This window comes from Solwaraspora sp. WMMA2056, from assembly GCF_030345095.1.
In the GTDB taxonomy this organism is placed as follows: domain Bacteria; phylum Actinomycetota; class Actinomycetes; order Mycobacteriales; family Micromonosporaceae; genus Micromonospora_E.
This window is the reverse complement of sequence record NZ_CP128360.1, coordinates 558789-577114: the sequence shown is the minus strand read 5'-3', so window position 1 is coordinate 577114 and position 18326 is coordinate 558789. Positions and strand designations below refer to the sequence as shown.

3 protein-coding genes are annotated in these 18326 nt (G+C 70.4%); 2 read left to right on the top strand and 1 reads right to left on the bottom strand.

Annotated elements, in window-relative coordinates; genetic code table 11:
* Positions 1-10: 10 nt before the first annotated feature.
* Positions 11-568: a sigma-70 family RNA polymerase sigma factor gene (locus tag O7608_RS02645; RefSeq protein WP_289208467.1), complete on the top strand. Its 558-nt coding sequence runs from the start codon at positions 11-13 to the stop codon at positions 566-568.
* Positions 569-608: 40 nt separating this feature from the next.
* Here O7608_RS02645 and O7608_RS02640 read toward each other — a convergent pair whose 3' ends face one another.
* Positions 609-17168 carry a hypothetical protein gene (locus tag O7608_RS02640; protein ID WP_289208466.1) on the bottom strand — a complete coding sequence of 5520 codons (16560 nt, stop codon included), beginning with the start codon at positions 17166-17168 and terminating at the stop codon, positions 609-611.
* A gap of 143 nt (positions 17169-17311) precedes the next feature.
* Here O7608_RS02640 and O7608_RS02635 point away from each other — a divergent pair, with 143 nt between their 5' ends.
* Positions 17312-18325, top strand: a complete 1014-nt coding sequence (locus tag O7608_RS02635) for a hypothetical protein (protein WP_289208465.1) — start codon at positions 17312-17314, stop codon at positions 18323-18325.
* Position 18326 lies beyond the last annotated feature (1 nt).

Genomic DNA, 18326 nt, shown 5'->3' with positions numbered 1-18326 from the left:
GAGGTGTCCGATGGAGACCACCGAGGGCGATCGTCAGCCGACCCACGCCGAACTGGTGACCTGGTACGAGCGGGTGCTGGTGCCGCAGAGCCGACCGCTGCTGAGCCGGTACGCCCGGCGTCTGGTGCCCGGCGATCCGCACCGTGCCGAGGACCTGGTCCAGGAGACGCTGCTGCGGGCCTGGCGCAATCTCGCCTCGGTGGCCAGCTCCCGGTCGCCACAGGCCTGGCTGTCGCGGGTCGCCCACAACCTCAGCATCGACCAGGCCCGGCGGGTGACGGCCCGCCCCGCCGAGGTCGCCGAGGAGGTCACGGCCACCGCCTGGCAGCCGGCGGAGAGCCTGTACGACGCCGCCCTGGACCGGGCGACGCTGGGCCCCGCGCTGCGTAGCCTCTCGGCGGTGCACCGTGAGGCGCTGTTCCTCGTCTATTACCAGGACCGTACGCACCGCGAGGTGGCCAGGTTGCTGGGCGTACCCCCGGGGACCGTCAAGTCACGCACCCACAACGCCACCCGGGAACTGCAACGCGTGTTGAGCCGGTACGGCGTGACCGGCAACGCGGCCTGAGGATTCCCGTCGGCCCGGAGTCGCCAGCCGGACCGCATCTTCACGCTTTGCGGATGTCGACGGATGGCTCCACCGGCGCGCCCAGGGTGATGCGGTCGGCTCGTCGCCGGTGCAGCGCGGCGAGGCCCTCCGCGAGGCGACCAGCCAGGTCAGGGTCGACCGGCTCGTCGACCACCGGAACGAGCCGGATCCAGGCCCCCTCGCCGAGGTACCGGCCCAGCATGCCGCCGAGCTGCGCCAGCAGCGCAGGCCCGGTCGGGACCCAGGTATGCGCCGGGGAGCCGGCCGGTGGCAGCGGTAGCAGGTCTGGTCCGGCCCGGTAGACGACGACCAGTTCGCCTTCGGCGGCGGGCGGGACCGGGCTCAGGCCGGTGCCGCCCATCGACCAGACACCGGCCGCGTGGTCGATCGGCTGGAGATCACGTAGCCAGATCGACAGCCACATGTCGTCCCGTTCGATGAGATCTTCCAGGTCGTCCTTGTCCAGGCCACCGTTCTGGTTCAGCTCCAGCAGCCGCTGCAGCCGCGTGGGATCGACATCGCCGTACCAGTCGGAGTTGACGCTGCGTAGCAGTTGTTCCAGCGCGGTTTCTCCGGCGAGGAACCGGCCGTCGTCGTGGTATGCCGCCAGCACCCGGTACGCCGCCGCCAGGCGCTGCGGCGTCAGTTCGAACACCCCGTGCGCGCGGGCCACCAGGTAGCCGGCGGCAAGCAGGTTGTGCCGGGCGGCCTGCTCGCCCACCGCGCCCGTCGCCGGCGCGACCGCCGCGAGCCGCGCGGCCAGCCCGTCCAGCGCCGCGACCAGGACCGACGGATTCTGCTCGGCCGCTGCGGCACCCGCCACGTCCAGCAGCCCGGCAACCAGGTCGTGACCGGTGAAACCGAGGTCGGGGCCGCCCGTCGCCGCTGGTAAGTGGCCGACCTCGTCCACTACCGCCGCCGATCCGAAGGCCACCGCGACGGTCCGACGCTCGACGTCGCTGACCGGATGCAGCAGGTCGCCGGTGGCCTCCGGCAGCACCACGGGTCGGGGCTCCGGCCGATGCACCCGCACGAATCCCGATTCGGTCGTGGCGCCGACGTGGCTGGCCAGGGCGCGGCCGATCCACGTCCCGAGCACCCATACCGGCCACGGGGTCTGCCGGGACGGCAGCCCGATCACCACTGGCGGGTCGTCGTCGAGTACGGCCGGCGACTCGTCCGCCGGCCCGATCCACACCCGTTGGCCGACCGTCTGCACATGCCAACCCGGCATCAGCTGGTGCCGGCCCGGGCCGACGCGGTGCACGGCGACCATTTCGAAGTCCAGTACGGACTGCTGCGGTTCGGTGTGCACCGTGTAGTAGCGGGCCCCGGGGCCGAGGGAGGGACGGTGATCCCGACTGCGGGCCACGAAGTGATCCGCCACCGCCCCGGTCGGCTCGACCAGGTCGACGTCGAGCGCGAGCACCCGATCGCCGCCCAGCACCTGGGCGAGTTCCACCGCCCGCAGGGCGCTGATCGGCGCGGCAGTCAGCAACTCCACCATGGTTCCCGCAGGTAGGTCGTCCCGCAGCCGGCGCAGCACGCGGTCGGCCTGGGCGGCGTCGGTGACCTGAACCACCAGGAGCATGCCCTCCCGTCGTGGCAGCCGGGTCGGCGCCTGCGTCGTCGAGGACGACGGTCGGAGGAAGACCCCTGCGGCCCCGGCGGGCATGTGGGGGTACTTGTCCGGGGTGCCCAGGGGGATGCTGTCGTACCCGTCGGTCGGGGGCAGCTGAGCGGCCGCCGCCCCCCAACGGTGCACCGACCCGGCCTCCTGGATCCACAGGCCCAGTAGGAAAGCCTGGGCCTCATGCAACAGGCTCAGGTACAGGGCCCATACCGTGCACTCGAGTGTTCCGACCTGGCTCGCCGCACGTTGCACGCGTTCTCGGAGCCGCTCGCCGGCCGCGCTGTCCGCTGCCGCTGCCGACCACCGCCGCATCTGGGCCATCAGATCGCTTCGCTCAGCGAGAAGCTGGTAGATCGCGGCCCGGTCGGGGTGATTCAGCCCGTGCCGCGACAGCAGCTCCGCCACCTCCCGCTGCGAAGCGTCGAGCTGGCTCTCCGGCCCCTCCAGTAGCTCGCGCTGCACCTCCGGATCCTTGATCAGCCCAGCCAGCACGCCCGGGTCGCCGGTCTCGGCCACCCGCCACCGTGCCACGGTCGCTTCCTGCGTCGAGTGGAACTTCTCGTGGACCAGCACATCCCGCGAACGGTCGGCGTCCAGGTCGTACCGCAGCCGCAACTGCCAGCGCCAGCGCTCGAAGGAGGCATTGGCGTGATGCCCGGCGGGCATCTGCACCAGCCGTTCGTATCCGCGTGGCCTGGGCGTGTGCAGCAGCCAACTCATCCGGCGGTCGAGGCGCCGCCAGGCGTCCATCACGCTGCCCATTTCGTTGTCGACAAGCCGTCTGTTGTCCTGCTCCACCAACGTCGGCACCTCAGCGAGGAGCGCCTCCGCCCCCAGAACGCGGTTGGTGTAGGCAAGGTGGGTGGCGCCGAGCGAGTCGGTGGCGATCTGCTGAATGTCGTGCAGCGCCGAGTGCACCTGTGCGTCGGCGGGGTCGACGTGCACCAGCTGGGCATCAGGGTCGATGGTGGTGCCGCCGTCGCCGGTCACCACCGTCCACCCTGCCTGTACGAGGGCGGCCACGTGGGTGTCGAGCGGCAACGGTGGTTGCGCACGCACCACCCGTACCACCCGACCCGCCGGGTCCTCCTCCACACTGGCCCGGACCTGGATGGTCTGTCCGTGCACCTCCGCTTCGAAGAGATGCGAGTCGTCGATCACGATGTCGGGTTGAACGGGCGTACCCGTGGTGACGACATGCCAGACGAACTCCCGGGCCTTGTCCTGCGCCGACCGCAGCCCGGTCTGCCGGCCCAACCTGTGCAGTGCCTGCGCGACGCGGTCGTCGCCCGCTGCGTTCCAGCCGATCCGCTTTGCCTCTTCGTAGAAATGGGCGGCGTCCGGGGCAGTGAACATCCCGCTACGCGCCCGAGCGCCCGAGAACAGGCTCATCAGGGTCGGCAGCGACCCGCCCGAGCCGCCGCCCCGCAGCCTCAGCGTCGGTTCGCTGCCCGCGCCCTGCTGGTTCGCCGGACCGGTCTGCGCGCTGTCCTGCGTAACCGTCGGAGTCGTGTCGTCGGCACGATCACCACCTGGCTGGCTCGGGGCGGAGCCGCCGCCGGTCGACGGATGTGCCAGATCCGGGACGTCTGCCAGCTCGGACCCGCCGGGCGGAACGACCACGGCATCGGGAGCGGTGGACGGAACGGGGTGCAGGACCCGGCCGCCGTCCGTCGCCGGCTCCGCGTCCCGTACCGCCTCGGTGGTTCCGGTCTGCCGCGCAGGCGGGAGGGCCTCCTGCCCGACCTGGGTTCCGGCCGCCGGCTGCTGGCCGCTGGCGATCGCTGTGGGCTCGGGGTCGGGGGCGGTACCGACCGTTTCGCGCGCTTCATCCGCGACCGCCGGAGGTTCCACGGCGGCGCGCGACGGCACCTCCTTGTCCCCGGTAACCGGTGCGGAGCTGGCTCGTCCGTCAGTCCTGTCGCTCGTCGGTACCAGCGACGAGTCGAGCGTTGCGGGCGGGATGCTCTGAGAGACCGTACCCGCTGGTCCGGGTGGCGCGGCTTCGGTGGCCGAGGGTGGTGGCGCGGTGTGTTCGTGGGGGTGGGCGTGCTCTGTCGCCAGATCGGCCAGCATCGTCTCGCGGTCGGCCGTCAATCCGTTGGCGAGGATCGTGGACGCGACCGGGTCGGTACCTTCGGCCTGCATACGCTGCGCCTTGAACTCCACCCATCGCATGCGCAGATCGTCCACTGGCGGGGCGGCGTCGGTCGTCCTGGCGACAGTGGTGGGTACAGCCGTCGGCGGGTCAGTCACTTGTGCCGGCGGTGCCGTCGCTTGTTCCGGCGGTGCCGGTGGTGGTGCGGTGGCTTGGGTGACTTTTGGTGCGGTGGTGGTGTGTTTGTAGGGGCGGGCTTCGACGGGTACGCCCATCTGTTCGCTCAGTCTTGTGGCAACGCCGTCGAGCCAGCGTTTGACGTCGGCGGGGTCGAGTCCGGGGCGGATCTTCTCACTCATGTAGCGGCCGGACTTGTCGTCGACGATCCATCGTCCGGTGGCCGGGTCACGGCGTAGTTCGCCACTGATTCGTCCCTTGCCCACGTAGGCGCGGCCCTCGTTGTCGAAGCGTACGCCGATGGTGGGGTGGCCTTGCTGGTTGATGCTGTTCCTGAGCTGGTCGAGAGTGAGGTCGGGGTGCTTCGTGCGCATCGCGGCGTGGAGGTCGTCGAGCTGCTTGGCGGAGACGACGGTGAGAATCTCCTCGCTGCCGATCATGATGTCGTCGGATTCTGTGACGACGTAGTGCCAGTGGGCGTCCGGCCGGCCGGCGTAGATTTCGGGGGTGAAGTCGGACAGCGGCATCCAGGCCGGGTTGACACGCACCTGCTGGTTTCGCAGCGTGTCTCCGCTGATGCTCTGCCCGCCGGCCGGACCGGGCGGATCGACTTCGAACGGTTTGGCGCCCTTCGGTTCGACGGCAGGGCCGCTCAGCTGGTCCAACTCGACCGCTGGCTGCTTGCCCGCTGGCTGCTTGCCCGGTGGTGCCGACTCCACCGGGGCAGGTTGTTGCCTGACCATCGCCTGGTAGTGGTCGCTCCGCCGGTACACGTCGACCAGGGGCGCGGAGTCGCGGCCGAGCGTCTGAGTGTGTCCGGGTGCGTGGATGCGTATCCGGGCGTCCAACGCGGCCGCCAACAGACCCGCGAATGCCTCACCGACCGGATCCTGCCAGTGGACTTCCCAGTGTCGGACCGCCTCGGAGAGGGCGGCGAACTCGCTGGCGTCGGCCGGTCGCAGCGGGCTGAGCAGGTGCGTCACGAGCTGGTCGCGCAGCGTGCCGTCGGTGAGTGCCTGGAGTCCGACGGGATGACCGCTGGCCGTGAGGTAGTCGAACATGGCCCGCATCGAGAGCGCCTCGTCGGCCAGGTTGCGGGGCGGTGAGCCGTCCGTCGTGGGCTTGAGAGGCACCTGGCCTTCCGCATGGGCGCGGGCTTCCGCCGGGTCCCACCCTGCGGCGACCAGGTCGGCGGTCCGCTGACCGAGGTAGAGATCGCGCATCTGCGTGGCCGGTGGCAGGCCGGGGTCGCACAGGCTCGTGATCCCCGCGTCCCGCAGCCGGCCCAGCAGGGTGTCGCGGTTCATCGCGTCCACCTCGGTGCGCAACTGCAGCACCCGGTTGTTCCGGTACCCCTCCAGCGCTGCCGCTGGCACGCCGTCCGGGCCGACGGTCTGCAGATACCGTTCGACCAGGCGGCGGAGCAGTTCTGCCGCCTGACCGAGTTGGCTGGTCGACGGCACCAACCCACCCCCGTGGGCAGCCCAGGCGGTGACCTGTGCACGGACGGCCGCTGGGTCGCCGAGCCAGGCGTGCAGGGCAGGCGAGCCGAGCCCTGCGGCGGCGAGCTGAGCGCTGACCAGCTCGGGAGCGCTGCCGACAGTGGAGTAGAGCTGGCAGTACCCGCCGCCCGGGGTCGGAAGTACCTGCGGCCCGTCCGTCGGTCTTCCTGTGATGCCGGTCGCCGGTGGGTGTGTGGTGGTGCCGGTCGAAAGTTGGTGTGTGGCGGTGCCGGTCGGTTGGGGACCACTGTTGGTGTGGATGTGCTTGGCGAGGGCGGCCGCGTCGGTGCCCGAGGTGCCCTTGGGGACTCCGACGTACCGGTGCCGGAAGTCGTCCAGTAGCTGGTGGTGCCGTTGCAACAGTTCCCACCAGGCATTACCGGCCCGGTCCCAGTCCTCGTGCAACCCGGGCAAGGTGGCCTCGGCGGCGACGCGTGCGGGGCTGCCCTCCGGGGCCGTGTACGCGTCGTAGCGGGCCTGGTCGAGTTTGTCCGCTGCGGAAACGAAGTTCTCCGCCGCCTTGGCCAGCTTCGCCTCATGGTCGACGATCTCGTCGAAGGCGGCGATCCGGCCGGGCGAGTCCTTGGCTTGCGCTGTGCCGTCCTTCGGGATGTGCAGCGCCGTCCGGGCGTCATGCAGGCCCATCCGCAACGAGACGTTCACCAACTCGTCCGGCTGACTGGAGCTGGTGACCGTCTTGGCTGGTGCCAGCGAGTACGACAGCGAGACGGTGATCTCGACCCGGCTCAGGTAGTCGACGGAGGCCGAGCGGCTTTCCGGCTTGACGTTGCCCAGGTCGCTGGTGGCGTTGCCGCCGCTCTCGTCAGCGGCCTGGGTGTCACCGGCGGCGACGCCGGGGCCGCCGGCTTCCAACGCCTGGTACGGGTCGTCGGCGAAGCCCCGGCCGATCAGCGGAATGCGGGGGATCCGCAGGTTCTGGGTGATGACGCTGGTGCCGGCGCTGTAGCCACCGCTGCGCTGTGGTGCGTGTTCCCGGTAGACGCCGGAGCTGACGCCGCCGAGCGAGGCGCTCTCGGGCAGCAGTTTGATGTTGATCGCCGCCTTCTGCCCGAAGATCTGGGCGCTGACCGCCGGTGGCAGGTCCAGGCCCGCTTCGGTCATGAGCTTCGGCAGGCCGGGAAGCAGGATCTCCGGGGTGAGGCTCTGGTGGATCTGATGCGCGCCGGCGTACCCCGTTGTCTTGAGCCGCTTGGCGGCATCGGCCAACAGGTCCGCGACGAGGCGTTGCACCTGGGCGACCGGGTTGAGGTCCTCGGCGCTGAACCGCGGCGGCAGCGGCATTCCGTTGTGCGTCCGCCAGCCGGGTGCCGGCTTCTCCGGCGCGACGACCTCATAGGGCACGGGCGTACCCGCCGGGGTGGACCGTGGCGGCCGGAGATCGTCGGCCCACCGGTCCTGGACCACCTTGTCGTGGATGACCAGCAGGTCGCCGTCGACGCGCTCGCCATTGTCGAAGACGGCCAGGGTGTACCTGGTGGGGATCTCCAGTTTGGCCTTGATCCCGCGACCGGAACTGAGGTTCGTGTCGATCGTCGTGGAGCCGTCGCTCTGTGCGTTCAGCACCTGGGACACCTGCCCGACGGTGTCTCCCAGGCCGACCGCGAGGTTCTCGCCCTGGTGGTTCGAGACGCCGGTGCCAGCGACTCCGATGGTGGAGGTGCTGCCGTGCATCCGCTGTCTGGTGACGCCCTGCTCGCTGGTGTGTGTGGTCTTGATGTCCAGGTCGTCGTGGTCGGCGACGAAGCCGAGGACCGTCGGTTCGCCGACGGGCTCGGCGATCAGCCGTACGTCCCAGGAGCGCTGCGTCATCCGGCCGGGCTTCATGTGCAGCACCGACACCCCGCCGTCGGTCATGGCGGACCAGTGCTGCGCCTGCCCGTCGGCGGTGAACAGGTAGAGCAGGCGACGGCGGTTCAGCATCGGGTCGTGCAGCCCCGGGCCGGAGAGCGAATCGGAGATCTTGCCGATCGACCGGTTCGTGATCCGGCCCTGCACCATGTCGAGCAGGCTCTTGACCATGCCCCTGTCGGGGCCGAGTTTGGCCGCCTCGGTGCGGAGCACGGTGGTCATCGACTCGGTCAGGGTCGGGGTCCCGTCGAAGGTGTAGAGGCCCAGGCCGATGCTGCGTCCGGGCAGCATGGTCAGGGTCGGAGGCATCGTCGGCAACCACGGTTGGCTGATCATGCCTGGGTCTCCGGCCAACTTCGGCAGCAGGCCGAGCTTCACCATGGTGGCGGCGGACAGCCGCAGGAAGATCGCATTGGCGATGGTGCCGTGCCGGGCCACCGACTTGTGGTGATGCAACCACTCGCCGCTGCGCAGGGACTGTGGGATGACGGCGTACCGGTCCGGATCGTTGGTGATCTCCACCGCCGCAGACACCCGCATGTCGAACGCGACCAGGAACGACCGCTGCTTTCCCTTGCGGTTGTTGGCGTTGCGTTCGATCGCGCCACTGATGCTCTCGGTGTCGCGCTTTGATCCGGCGTAGAGCACCTTCTCGTACGTGGCGGGAAAGACCGCGCCGCCACCGTGGGTGGTGCTGGTGCTGGTGCCGACGCGCCGGACGTTCGCCGAGAAGTTGGCGCGCATCGCGAACTGCTTCTCGACGGTCTTGTCGGCGCTGATCTCGACCGAGCCGACCGAGGCGGATTCGTTGGTGATGGTGGCGTACGCCGGCAGCACTTTCGGGTTGGTCAATACGGCCGCGATGGCCAGGTCGGTGGCCGCGCCCTCCTCGGCGGAGGTGACCTTGTCCACGTGCCACACGCCGTCGAGCATCACGGCAAGGCCGTGGCTCTGTCGCGACTCGCCAAGCCGGTCGATCATGTTGGCCCAGACCGGCATTCCCTCGGCCAGCCCGTCCGTGCCGCGTAGGCCGCCCAACTTGGTGCGCGACACGGCGTCGGTGTACTGCTGGGCGGCGTGCAGCGCATCCCTGGCAAGCGCGGTGATGAAGGTGCTACCCGGGAAGTCCTCTACCGACAGCCAGCGGTTGACGGTCGACTTCGGTCCCGCGTCGACCCAGTCACGCAGCTCGTCCAGCTTGAGCTGGGTCCGTCGGTCCACCGCCAACGGATCGGGCCGTGGCGTCAACGTGGTCGGCAGACTGACCGGTTGGGCCAGCACCGAGGCGTTGTCGAACTGTACGGTGACCGGACGGGTCTCGACCAGTCGGAACCGGGTGAACTTCTTTCCGGCGACCAGGGCGGCCGGCTCGTGGGTCGGGTTCACCACCCTGCCCGAGTCGGTGGCCGGCCGAGGCAGCCGCTGGTGCATCACCCGCCCGAACCTGACCCGGGACTTCGGGTCCGGGCCGAGACGCTTCGTGTACGCGTACACCTGCACGGTGATCTGCAGGTCGTTGCCGAACGCCTGGGAGTCCGGGGTGCCGCCGTTGAGTCGGCTTTCCTGGCCGCCGAGCTGCGCGCCGCTGCGTCGATCGAATCGGCCACGTACCTCCACCGCGCCCCCAGGTACGAACGCGCCGGCCGTGCTGCCGGTGAGCCGGAAGACGCCACCGCCCTCGAACGCCACGGCGCCTCGCCACTGGCTGCCGGCGCTGATCTTTCCCTGGAAGGCGTCGGTGTGAGTGGTCCGTACCGCGTCGCCCTTGCTGGTGCCGAGGTGCTGGAAGGCTCTGGTGTAGCTGGCGGTCACGTGCACGATGACGTGCCGAGTGCCGATCTTCTTGGTGCGACTGAGACTGGCGATCAGACCGGTCTTGAACAGGGCACCCTTGCCCTGCCGCAACCCGGGCATGGACAGCGCCCGGTCCAACGCGTCCTGGTTGGCCTGCCGTTCGATCGCGGCACGGCTGGTAGCCATCCGTTTGACCTTGCCGGACGTGCCGAACTCGGGCAGGAAGCCACCCTCGATGCGGCGGATCAGCCCGTTCACATCCAGATAGAGCTGTTGGAACCCGCTGAGTCCGTAGATCACCGACCGTCCGCCACCGCTGAGCGCGTACGGCGGCACGTACCACTGGGTCGGGGACGGGACGAGCACGCTGTTGTCATTGAGCAGCTGGGCGACCCGAACCGCCGGTAGGTGCCCGAGCACCACCAGATCAACGGTGACCGGTGCGACGGTGCCCTCGCCGAACAACCGGCTGCCGGGCACCTCGCGTAGCCCGGCGTTGACGGTGACCCGGAAGTGTGCCTCCACCAGGACGTTGGCGATGTCCTTGAACTCGGTACCGGTCCGGGACGTGCCGCCCTGGCTGGCGGAGGCGGTCATCGAGCGGATGAAGCCACCGAAGAGTCGGGCCTGCACGTATCCAGGGCCGAACGCCCACCGGGCGGGAACCAGAGAGAGGCCCATGCCGACCCGGCTGGAATGGGCCACTTTCGTCGCCTCGCTCTGCCCCGGCTGCCAGCGGAAGGAGGTCTTGGCGACGTCGGCCAGGACGGACAGCTTCGGCACGCTCGCCGTGAGTTCCAGTGACAGTGCGTGCGCGCCGTGGGTGCTGGTGATCGTCGGCGGATGGACGACGGTGTCCAGGGCCGGCATGAGGTTGCCGAGCACGGCGGACTCCTTGAACAGGCCACGGGCCTGCCCTGACCCAAGAGTGCCTGGCCCGACGGCCTTGGTGGGCTGCAGCAGGACGAGTAGATCCTCGACCACGTCGTTCCAGGTCCCCGTCGGGTCGGCGCCCTCGGCCAGACCGATGTCCGCACGCAGGATGCGTACCGGTGTGAAGTTCTCGACCAGCATGGACGTGTGCTTGCTCGGGTCGACCGTGAGCCAGTCAGGTTCGCGGGGTGTGGCCTTGGCGATGTCGTCGACGCTGCGGAACGTCACGTCGGCCCGGACCGGTTCGCCAACGTGCCGATCGGCGGCCTTCGGGCCGGTGAGCGGCCTGGCCGGGTCCGTCACGACGACCGAGAAGCCGACCGGCGCGGCCACCAGGTGGGAGGCTGACCCGCTGCGGACGTTGTGCGAGTCGGTCAGCTTGACGCCGTCCTCGAACGACTCCAGCGGCCGGGAGAGGGCGACGTCGACGGAGCCGCCGGCGCCGTAGCCGACCCGCTGCGGGAACATCGTGCCGGCGCCGACCGACCCGGAGCCGCCGCTGGTGGACCCGTGCTTGGTTCCCGCGGACTGGTCACTGCGGGTGTCGAACTTCGCCTTGTCCTCGGACTGGTCGATGACCTTGGCCTCGGCCGGCGACCAGGTCGGTACGACGGTGACCCGGTGCCAACCGAACAGCCCGTCGCGGACGTCGAAGCTACGGCCACCGGTGGTGAAGAACGACTTGCCATCGTCGCGTAGCGCCTGCCCGATCTCGTCGGTCTGCACCGAGAGCTTCGACAGCCCCGGCACCAACGGCAGTTTCTCGGCCACCCGGGCGCGCACCGCGTCGGCGACGCTCTGTTCGAGTCCACGGATCAGGCCGTCGAGGTCGTCGATGGTCTCCGACGTGTACAGCAGGTCGGGTCGGGTCTTGTAGAGGCCCGGCAGCGGGCTGTCGACCATCGTGATCGGCGCCAGGACCGTCATCTCGATGCTCTCGTCCGGCGCGGTCACGGTGATCCTGGGCGTGGTGCTGCTCGTGACGACGGCCGCCAGCGGCGCCGGTGCGAGGCCCGACGGGGTGGACACCGTCCTGGCTGGGGCGGGCGCCACGGCCTCCTCGGTGACCGGGGGAGGGATGTCCACGCCGGAGGCCCAGAACTCCTCGGCGAGGTGGCCGGTGAGCGGGTCCGGCGCCGGCCGCGCGGCGGTGGATCCCGAGAAGTACGGCGAGAGCACCGCAGCGATCTGGCTGAGGGCCCGAGGGGTCAACACGAAGTCGTCGACGCCGTGCGGGTGGCTGCCCATCAGATCGCCGTGCTCGGGCTGGTGGGTGTCGCGCAGCAACGCGTTCGGCGGCGCCGTGCTGTCCTTCACGCCGAGCTGGTGCACGATCTCGTGGGCGTACTTGGCCGGCGACGCGCCGGCCGCCCAGGTCTGCTGGGACATCTGCGTGCCGGCCGGGGCGACCGTGATGGTGCCGCGCGCATCGGCCGGGTCGTCGACGAAGTCCACCGTCACCCGCATCGGTACGTCCCAGCCCGGCAGGTGCTGCTGGGGTGCGTTGACGTACCGCTGCAGCCCTTCGACGGTGCGCGCCTTCACCTCGGCGATCTCTCGTGCCGTGACGCCGGGCGCGGCATCGAGGTGCAGCTTGAGCGCGACGTGCATGTCCTGTTCGGTGACGGTGAGGCGGTAGCCGACGCCGACCCGCTCGCCGCTGGCCGGCGGCCGGGTGACCTTCGGCGGCTGGCCGGGGGTGGTGGGCTCGATGCGGAACGCGTCCTTGAACGGCGTCCACCGTTCGGCGTCCACCTCGATCACCCGGGCCGGGCCGGTGGGTCGGCCGTCGCCGAGCAGATCGCGTGGCGGCGTCACCAGCTTCTCGGCTTGCGTGGCGGAGGCATCGTCGGCGACGCGGCGCGGTGCCGGCAGTTCGAGGACCTCGTCGCCAGCCGTCGGCGTCGGTCGGGCCGGTGCGTCCTGCGGCTTCGTTGCCGTCGGCGATTCCGCCGATTTGGTGACTGCAGGCGTCTCCGCCGATGGGGTGATCGCCGGGGTTTCCGTGAGCTTCGTTCCGGTCGCCGCGTCCGCCGCGTTCGGGTCCGGTCTGGTCGTCGGCAGGTCGCGCGGCGGGCTCGGCAACTCATCGAGCCGGTGGCCGATCGTCGAGTCGGCAGCCTGCGGCCCGGGCGACGGTAGCTCGTCTGCGGCCCGACCGGACACCGCGGTGGCGTCGGCTCCGCGTAGCTGGGCCAACCGGTCGCCGAGGGTGGTGTAGCGCGCCGCGGTGTCGTTGCGCAGGCCCTGGGACAGCCCGCCGAGGGCCTCGTCCAGGCGGGAATCGAGTGGGCGGAGGTGGTCCGGGGAGGTGAGCGCGACGTTGATCTGGGTGGTGCTGTCCAGCCGGTGCTCGTCGAGCCGCGCGGCGTAGCGGGACAGCACCTGATCGATGTCGGCCTGATTGTCGCCGGCCCGGACGAGCGCGTCCTGCCAGGTCCGGTACTCGTCGGCGGAGAGCGGACCGGTCCCGTCGCGCAGCTGTGCGAGGCGGGCCTCGCGTTCCAACGCCGCGATGCGCGTCTCGTACCGGGCCAGCACGGCCGCGTCGGCGGCCTCGTCGCCGGACCGGGCGAACTCGGCACTCCATTCGGCCCGCTCCGCCGGCGGCATGCCGAGCACTTCCTCCCGGTGGGCGCGCAGGTCGGCGAGCCGGTCGGTCAGGTCGTCGAGGGCGCCGGGCGGCACCGTCGGTACGTCGGGCAGTTCCTCGATCCTGACCGGTGGGGTGTCCGGCCCGACGCCACGTAGCGCGTCCAGCCGGTGACGCAGTTCCAGGCCGGCCAGGTTCGGGTCCGGCGTGCTGTCCCCGCGCAACGCGTCCAGGCGCTTCTGCAGGTCGTCGAGGCCGCCCGACGGCAACGTGGGCGGCGCCGTGGGTGGCTCCGGAAACGCCGGGAGCGCTACGTCGGGGCCGTCGGAGCCGCGCAGGTTGGCGAAGCGCAGCTCCAGTTCCAGCTCGGCGAGTCGCGGGTCGGGAGTGTGGTCGCCACGCAGCGCGTCGAGGCGGGCCTGCAACTCGTCGAGGTCGCCCGTCGACCCGGCCTCGTCCGGAGCCCGGCCCGGCGCGCCGTCGGGTACGACCTGGTCGTGCAACTTCTGCTCGGCGAGCTTGCCGGCGAGGCTGTTCTCGTAGTCGTTCAGCAGCCGGTGCAGTTCGTAGGTGCGTCCGGCGGCGGTCGCCCGTTCGATGTCGATGGCGTGTTGCAACCAGGTCGACTTGTCCATGCCCAGCTGCGCGGCGCGGTGATGCCCGGCGTCGACGTGCACCCGGTACGAGTCGAGCCGCTGGAACAGGGCCTGCCGGTCGATCCGGTCGTGCAGCGTGTTGAGCCCTCGGGCCGCGTCACCGTGCCGGCCCTGCTCGATCGCCGTACGAACCTCGGTGCTCAGCACCCTCAGTTCAGACCCGGGCAGGTCGACACCCCGCGCGTCGGAGACGAGTTCGGTCAACCGTTGGCTGAGTGCCTCCGCGCCGGGGGTGGCCGCCGGATCGGTGCGTGGCACGCTGGGCAGGTTCAGCAGACCGTCGTCTTTACCCGTACCGGTTGGCCCTTCAGCTCGGCCCGGCGTACCCGTCTGGTCGGGGGTCTGCGGTCGACCCGTGCCGGACTGCGGCGTGGCCGCAGACCCGGCGTCGTCGAGGCGCGTCGGACCGACATCGAGGGGAGTCTCCTCGGCGCGGACGGCGACCAGCTGAGCTTCCAGATCGGTCAGGCGTTCGACGGCGGTCGCGCGGGCGGTGGCCTCCGCCGGGGAGATCGTGGGGACGTCCGGGAACATCGCCGGGTCGACCTGGCGATGTTCGACCGCCCCGCCTGGTCGGAGCTGGTTGAAGCGGTGTTCAAGCTCCAACTGGCGGGCCGCCGGGGAGGGCGGATCGGTGCCGCGCAGCGCGGCCAGCCGGCTCTCCAGCTCCGCCATGCTGGTGCCGGGCCGGTGGGTGGGGACCGCAGGCAGTTCGGCGAGGTCGGCCGAGGCCGTCGGGCGCAGCTGGGCGAACCGATGTTCCAGGTCCAGCGCGGCGAAATCGGTACGGGGGGCGTCCGGGCCGCGCAGGTTGTCCAGCCGGGTCTGCAGCGCCTGCACCGATTCGTCCACCGTCATGGCCGGTTTGGCCGCCGCGAGGTCCACGTCGGCGGCCGGTCTGGCCGCCGCGAGGTCTGGTGCGACCGTACCGGTGCGGTTAGCCGCCGGGTTGTCGACGGTGTTGGATACCTCGCGGGCTTCGACCTTGACTCCGTCTGCGGTCCTACGCACCAGCGCCTCAGCGACCCGGACGTCCTTTTCGGCGCGGGCCAGGGCCAACGCATCCCCGGAGACGTTGGCCAGCGCGTGCTGTGCCTGTTTGAGCTGCTCCACCGCGTGCAGGTGATTGAGCTGCTGCGGCGACGGGCCGCCGGCCAGATCCAGGCGGGGCGGGGCGGGCATCGAGAGGTCACGGCTGAGGCTGGTGGGCACGGTGACCGTCGGCGGATCGAGTCGGTGCAGGCCGGTGAGCGCGGCCGTACCAGGCTCGTCGAGCAGGTTCAGCGCCTGGTGGACGGTGGTCGCGTCGGCGGTCCTGCCGAGCTGCATCCCGATCGGCGCGGGAGCGTCGACCCGGGTGATGCCCGTCGGCGCCGTCGGCGAGATCGAACCAGTCGGAGTCGGGGTGAGCGCCGAGACGGGGGTCGGCGTGGGCGAGGCCAGACTGACGTCACCGAACGCCTTCTCCGGTGCGCCGAGGTTGAACGCCACCCCGGTCTCCGAGACCCGGACCGCGCTGACCTCGCCCATGTGCAGATTGCGCAGCTCGGCGCGACCGAAATCCGCCAGCCCGTCGACGCCGCCGACGCCCCGGTTCAGGGTGGCGCTGAGATTGCCGATCTGCATGTTCGGCAACGTCACCGCGCCCGGTGTGGCCACCGTGGGCATGATCACCTGATTCATCCCCGCGACCGGGCCGACCGTCGGCACCTCGAGCCTGGAGATGTGGCCCAGGTCGACCGTGTGCGCGGCACCGGGCAGATTGGTCGCGGGGATCGGGGTGACCGGGCCGGCCGTCCTCGGCATCGGTACGTCCAGGTTCTGCACGCCGCGTAGCCCCGCGAGGTCATGCAGGCCGAGCGCGCCACGTGCCGCGGACAGGTCGAGACCACGGGCCGAGAAGCTGAGCTGCTGCGCCGACGGGGCGCCGATCAGCGGCTTCTCGATCAGGTCGGGAAGGTGCAGCCCGCTGGGACTGAAGTTGATTCCACCGGCGGGCGGTGGCGCTCCGCCGGGCTTGACGACGTGCACCGTGGTGAGGCCGTTGGCGAGCCGGACACCGCCGCCGAGCGCCGCGAGTCCGTCGAACCGGGTCAGTCCGAGACCGCGACCCAGCACGCCGAGCTTGAACGCCCCGGACACTCCGACGGCGCGGATCTCATGACCGGCCAAGGGCAGGAAGATCCGTAGCCATTGCCAGCCGCCCAGCTCCCGCGCCATCAGGTTGCCGAACCTGACGGCGTTGGCGGCGATGAACCGGCCCGCGTCGGCCGTCACACCCGCGAGCTTGACCAGACCCAGCTGTCCGACGGTGCCCAACCGGACGACCGTCGCCGGGACGGTGACCAGGGTGAACTTCTCCAGGGTCACGAATCCACGAGCGGCCAGTCCGTCCATCGGGCCGACGATCCGGGGGATCATCAGCGCGCCGACCTTCACCGAGTTGGCCAGGGTGACCCCGATGTCGCCGATGCCGCGCATGGCCCCGCTGAGGCTCAGCGTCGACACCGTCCGCCAGAAGTCGTTGATGCCGGCGCGCGCCAGGGTGAAGCTGTTCCGGCTGAACTGGGTGATGTTGCGCCAGGCGGTGGTGGCCAGCTTGGTGAGGTCGCCGAGGGCGATCAGCGGTCGGGTGCTGGGGCCGAGCAGCCCGAGCAGGCCGAGCGCCAGACCCAGCGCGTTCGTCTTGCCCATGGCGAAGTCCAGGGTCGCCTTCACCGCCAGGGCGGCGTTCATCGCGAAGGCGATCAGGCCGAGCGGGCCGCCGACGAAGATCGCGACCACGGTGACGATGAGGGTCAGCCAGGTGAAGATCTCCCAGAACACCTCACAGGCGGACTTCGGCGTCACGGGTGACTTGATGTGGCCGGTGGCGTCGAGAATGGCCTGGCGAGCCGTACCCGCTGCGGTTTTGACGTCCGCGGCGGCGTTCTCCGCGGTGGTCTTGAGGGCGTTGATCCGTTCCTCGTCGTCGCCGGCCCCGGCCGCGTCGCGCAGCGCCTGGTCCGCCTTTGCCTGCGCCTCGCGCAGCGCCTCGGCGTACGTGCGGACGGCCGGCCCGGCGGCGGAGAAGGCGGTACGTACCCCGGCGATGAACCCGCTCATCTCCTTGCTGATCTGTTCGCGCAGCCAGTCTGCGGTCTTGCCGACGAACGCCCCGTCGCCGCTCTGCCGCAGCACCGCCGCGAGCCCGTCGTCGGCGGTCTTGGCGTGGCCCGCCATGACGTCCATGTAGCTGGCGACGCGCAGCAGCACGTCCGGATCGCCGGGTGTGGGGTCACCCGACAGCGTGAGCGGTGACCAGTCACCAGGCCGTACCCCCACCGGACCCTCCCGCTGCCCCGGACGCCGTCGTCATGTTCGACGTGGCGCACCCGCGTGGAGGTTCACAGTGAACCGCTGGCGGCCCCGGCCGCGTCGAACCACACAGACGGCGTACGCCGACGAGCCGGAGGAAGGGGCGCAGGGTGGCTGACCTGGTGCTCGACTACGCGCTGCTGCACAGCCTCGCGGGCAGCCTGCGTGAGCTGAAAAGCAAGATCCAGTTCGACGTGGAGACCGGCTCGCGCCGGGCAGTGGTCACCGCCGACGGGACCGTCGTCGACTCCAGCCAGGTCGGCAATTCGACCCTGTACGGGACGCTGAGCGCATTCTTCTCCGCCTGCCATACCCCGTTCAAGGACTCGATGGAGCTGCTCGACGAGCTGGCGAACACCTTCGACAGCACCGCCAAGGCCTACTTCGACCTGGACGCCGACGTGGCCGGCAAGGTGAACCTGGACCGGCTGCGGTCCAGCATCAGTGGCTGGCAGTCCGACACCGCCGCGTACGAGCGCTACCTCGACCTGAAGGACCGGGAGATCACCTTCCAGTACTACGACGAGGACGGAAACCTGGTCGACGGTTCAGTGCCGGTGTGGAGTGGCGATCCGGTGCCGGAGCCAGGGGACCCGCCCACCTCCATCGACGGCACCTCGCCGGTGGGCAGCAACCAGACGACGGCGGTCCTGGACGACGACGGCAACGTCGTCTCCGAGACGACCACGGTCACCTCCGGCGACGGGCTGACCTACACCGAGACGACCCAGTTCACCTACCGCGACACCGACGGCGACGGGAAGACCGACGTCGTCGACTACACCTCCACCATCACCCACTCCGACGGCGCGGAGGAGAAGATCGAGAAGAAGACCAACGACGACGGTTCGTTCGTGGTGACCTCCACCACCAGCGAGGGCACCACCACCAGCACGGTCACCCCGAAGGCCGACGGCGGATCGCATCAGGTGACCGTCGACCACGAAGGCGAGACCACCACGACCGACATCGTGGTGACCGGACCGGACACCGGCACCAAGACAGTCGTGGATTCGGAAGGCACCAAGACGTACACCGGCAATCCGAACACCGGGGAGTGGACGCTCGTCTCCGAGGAGTCATCCGAGGACGACTACGTCCCCTACACCACTGTCACCATCTGAC

What these genes read in the sequence shown, in the direction of transcription:
- O7608_RS02645 (WP_289208467.1), top strand. Translation starts at nt 11, where the DNA reads ATGGAGACCACCGAGGGCGATCGTCAGCCGACCCACGCCGAACTGGTG.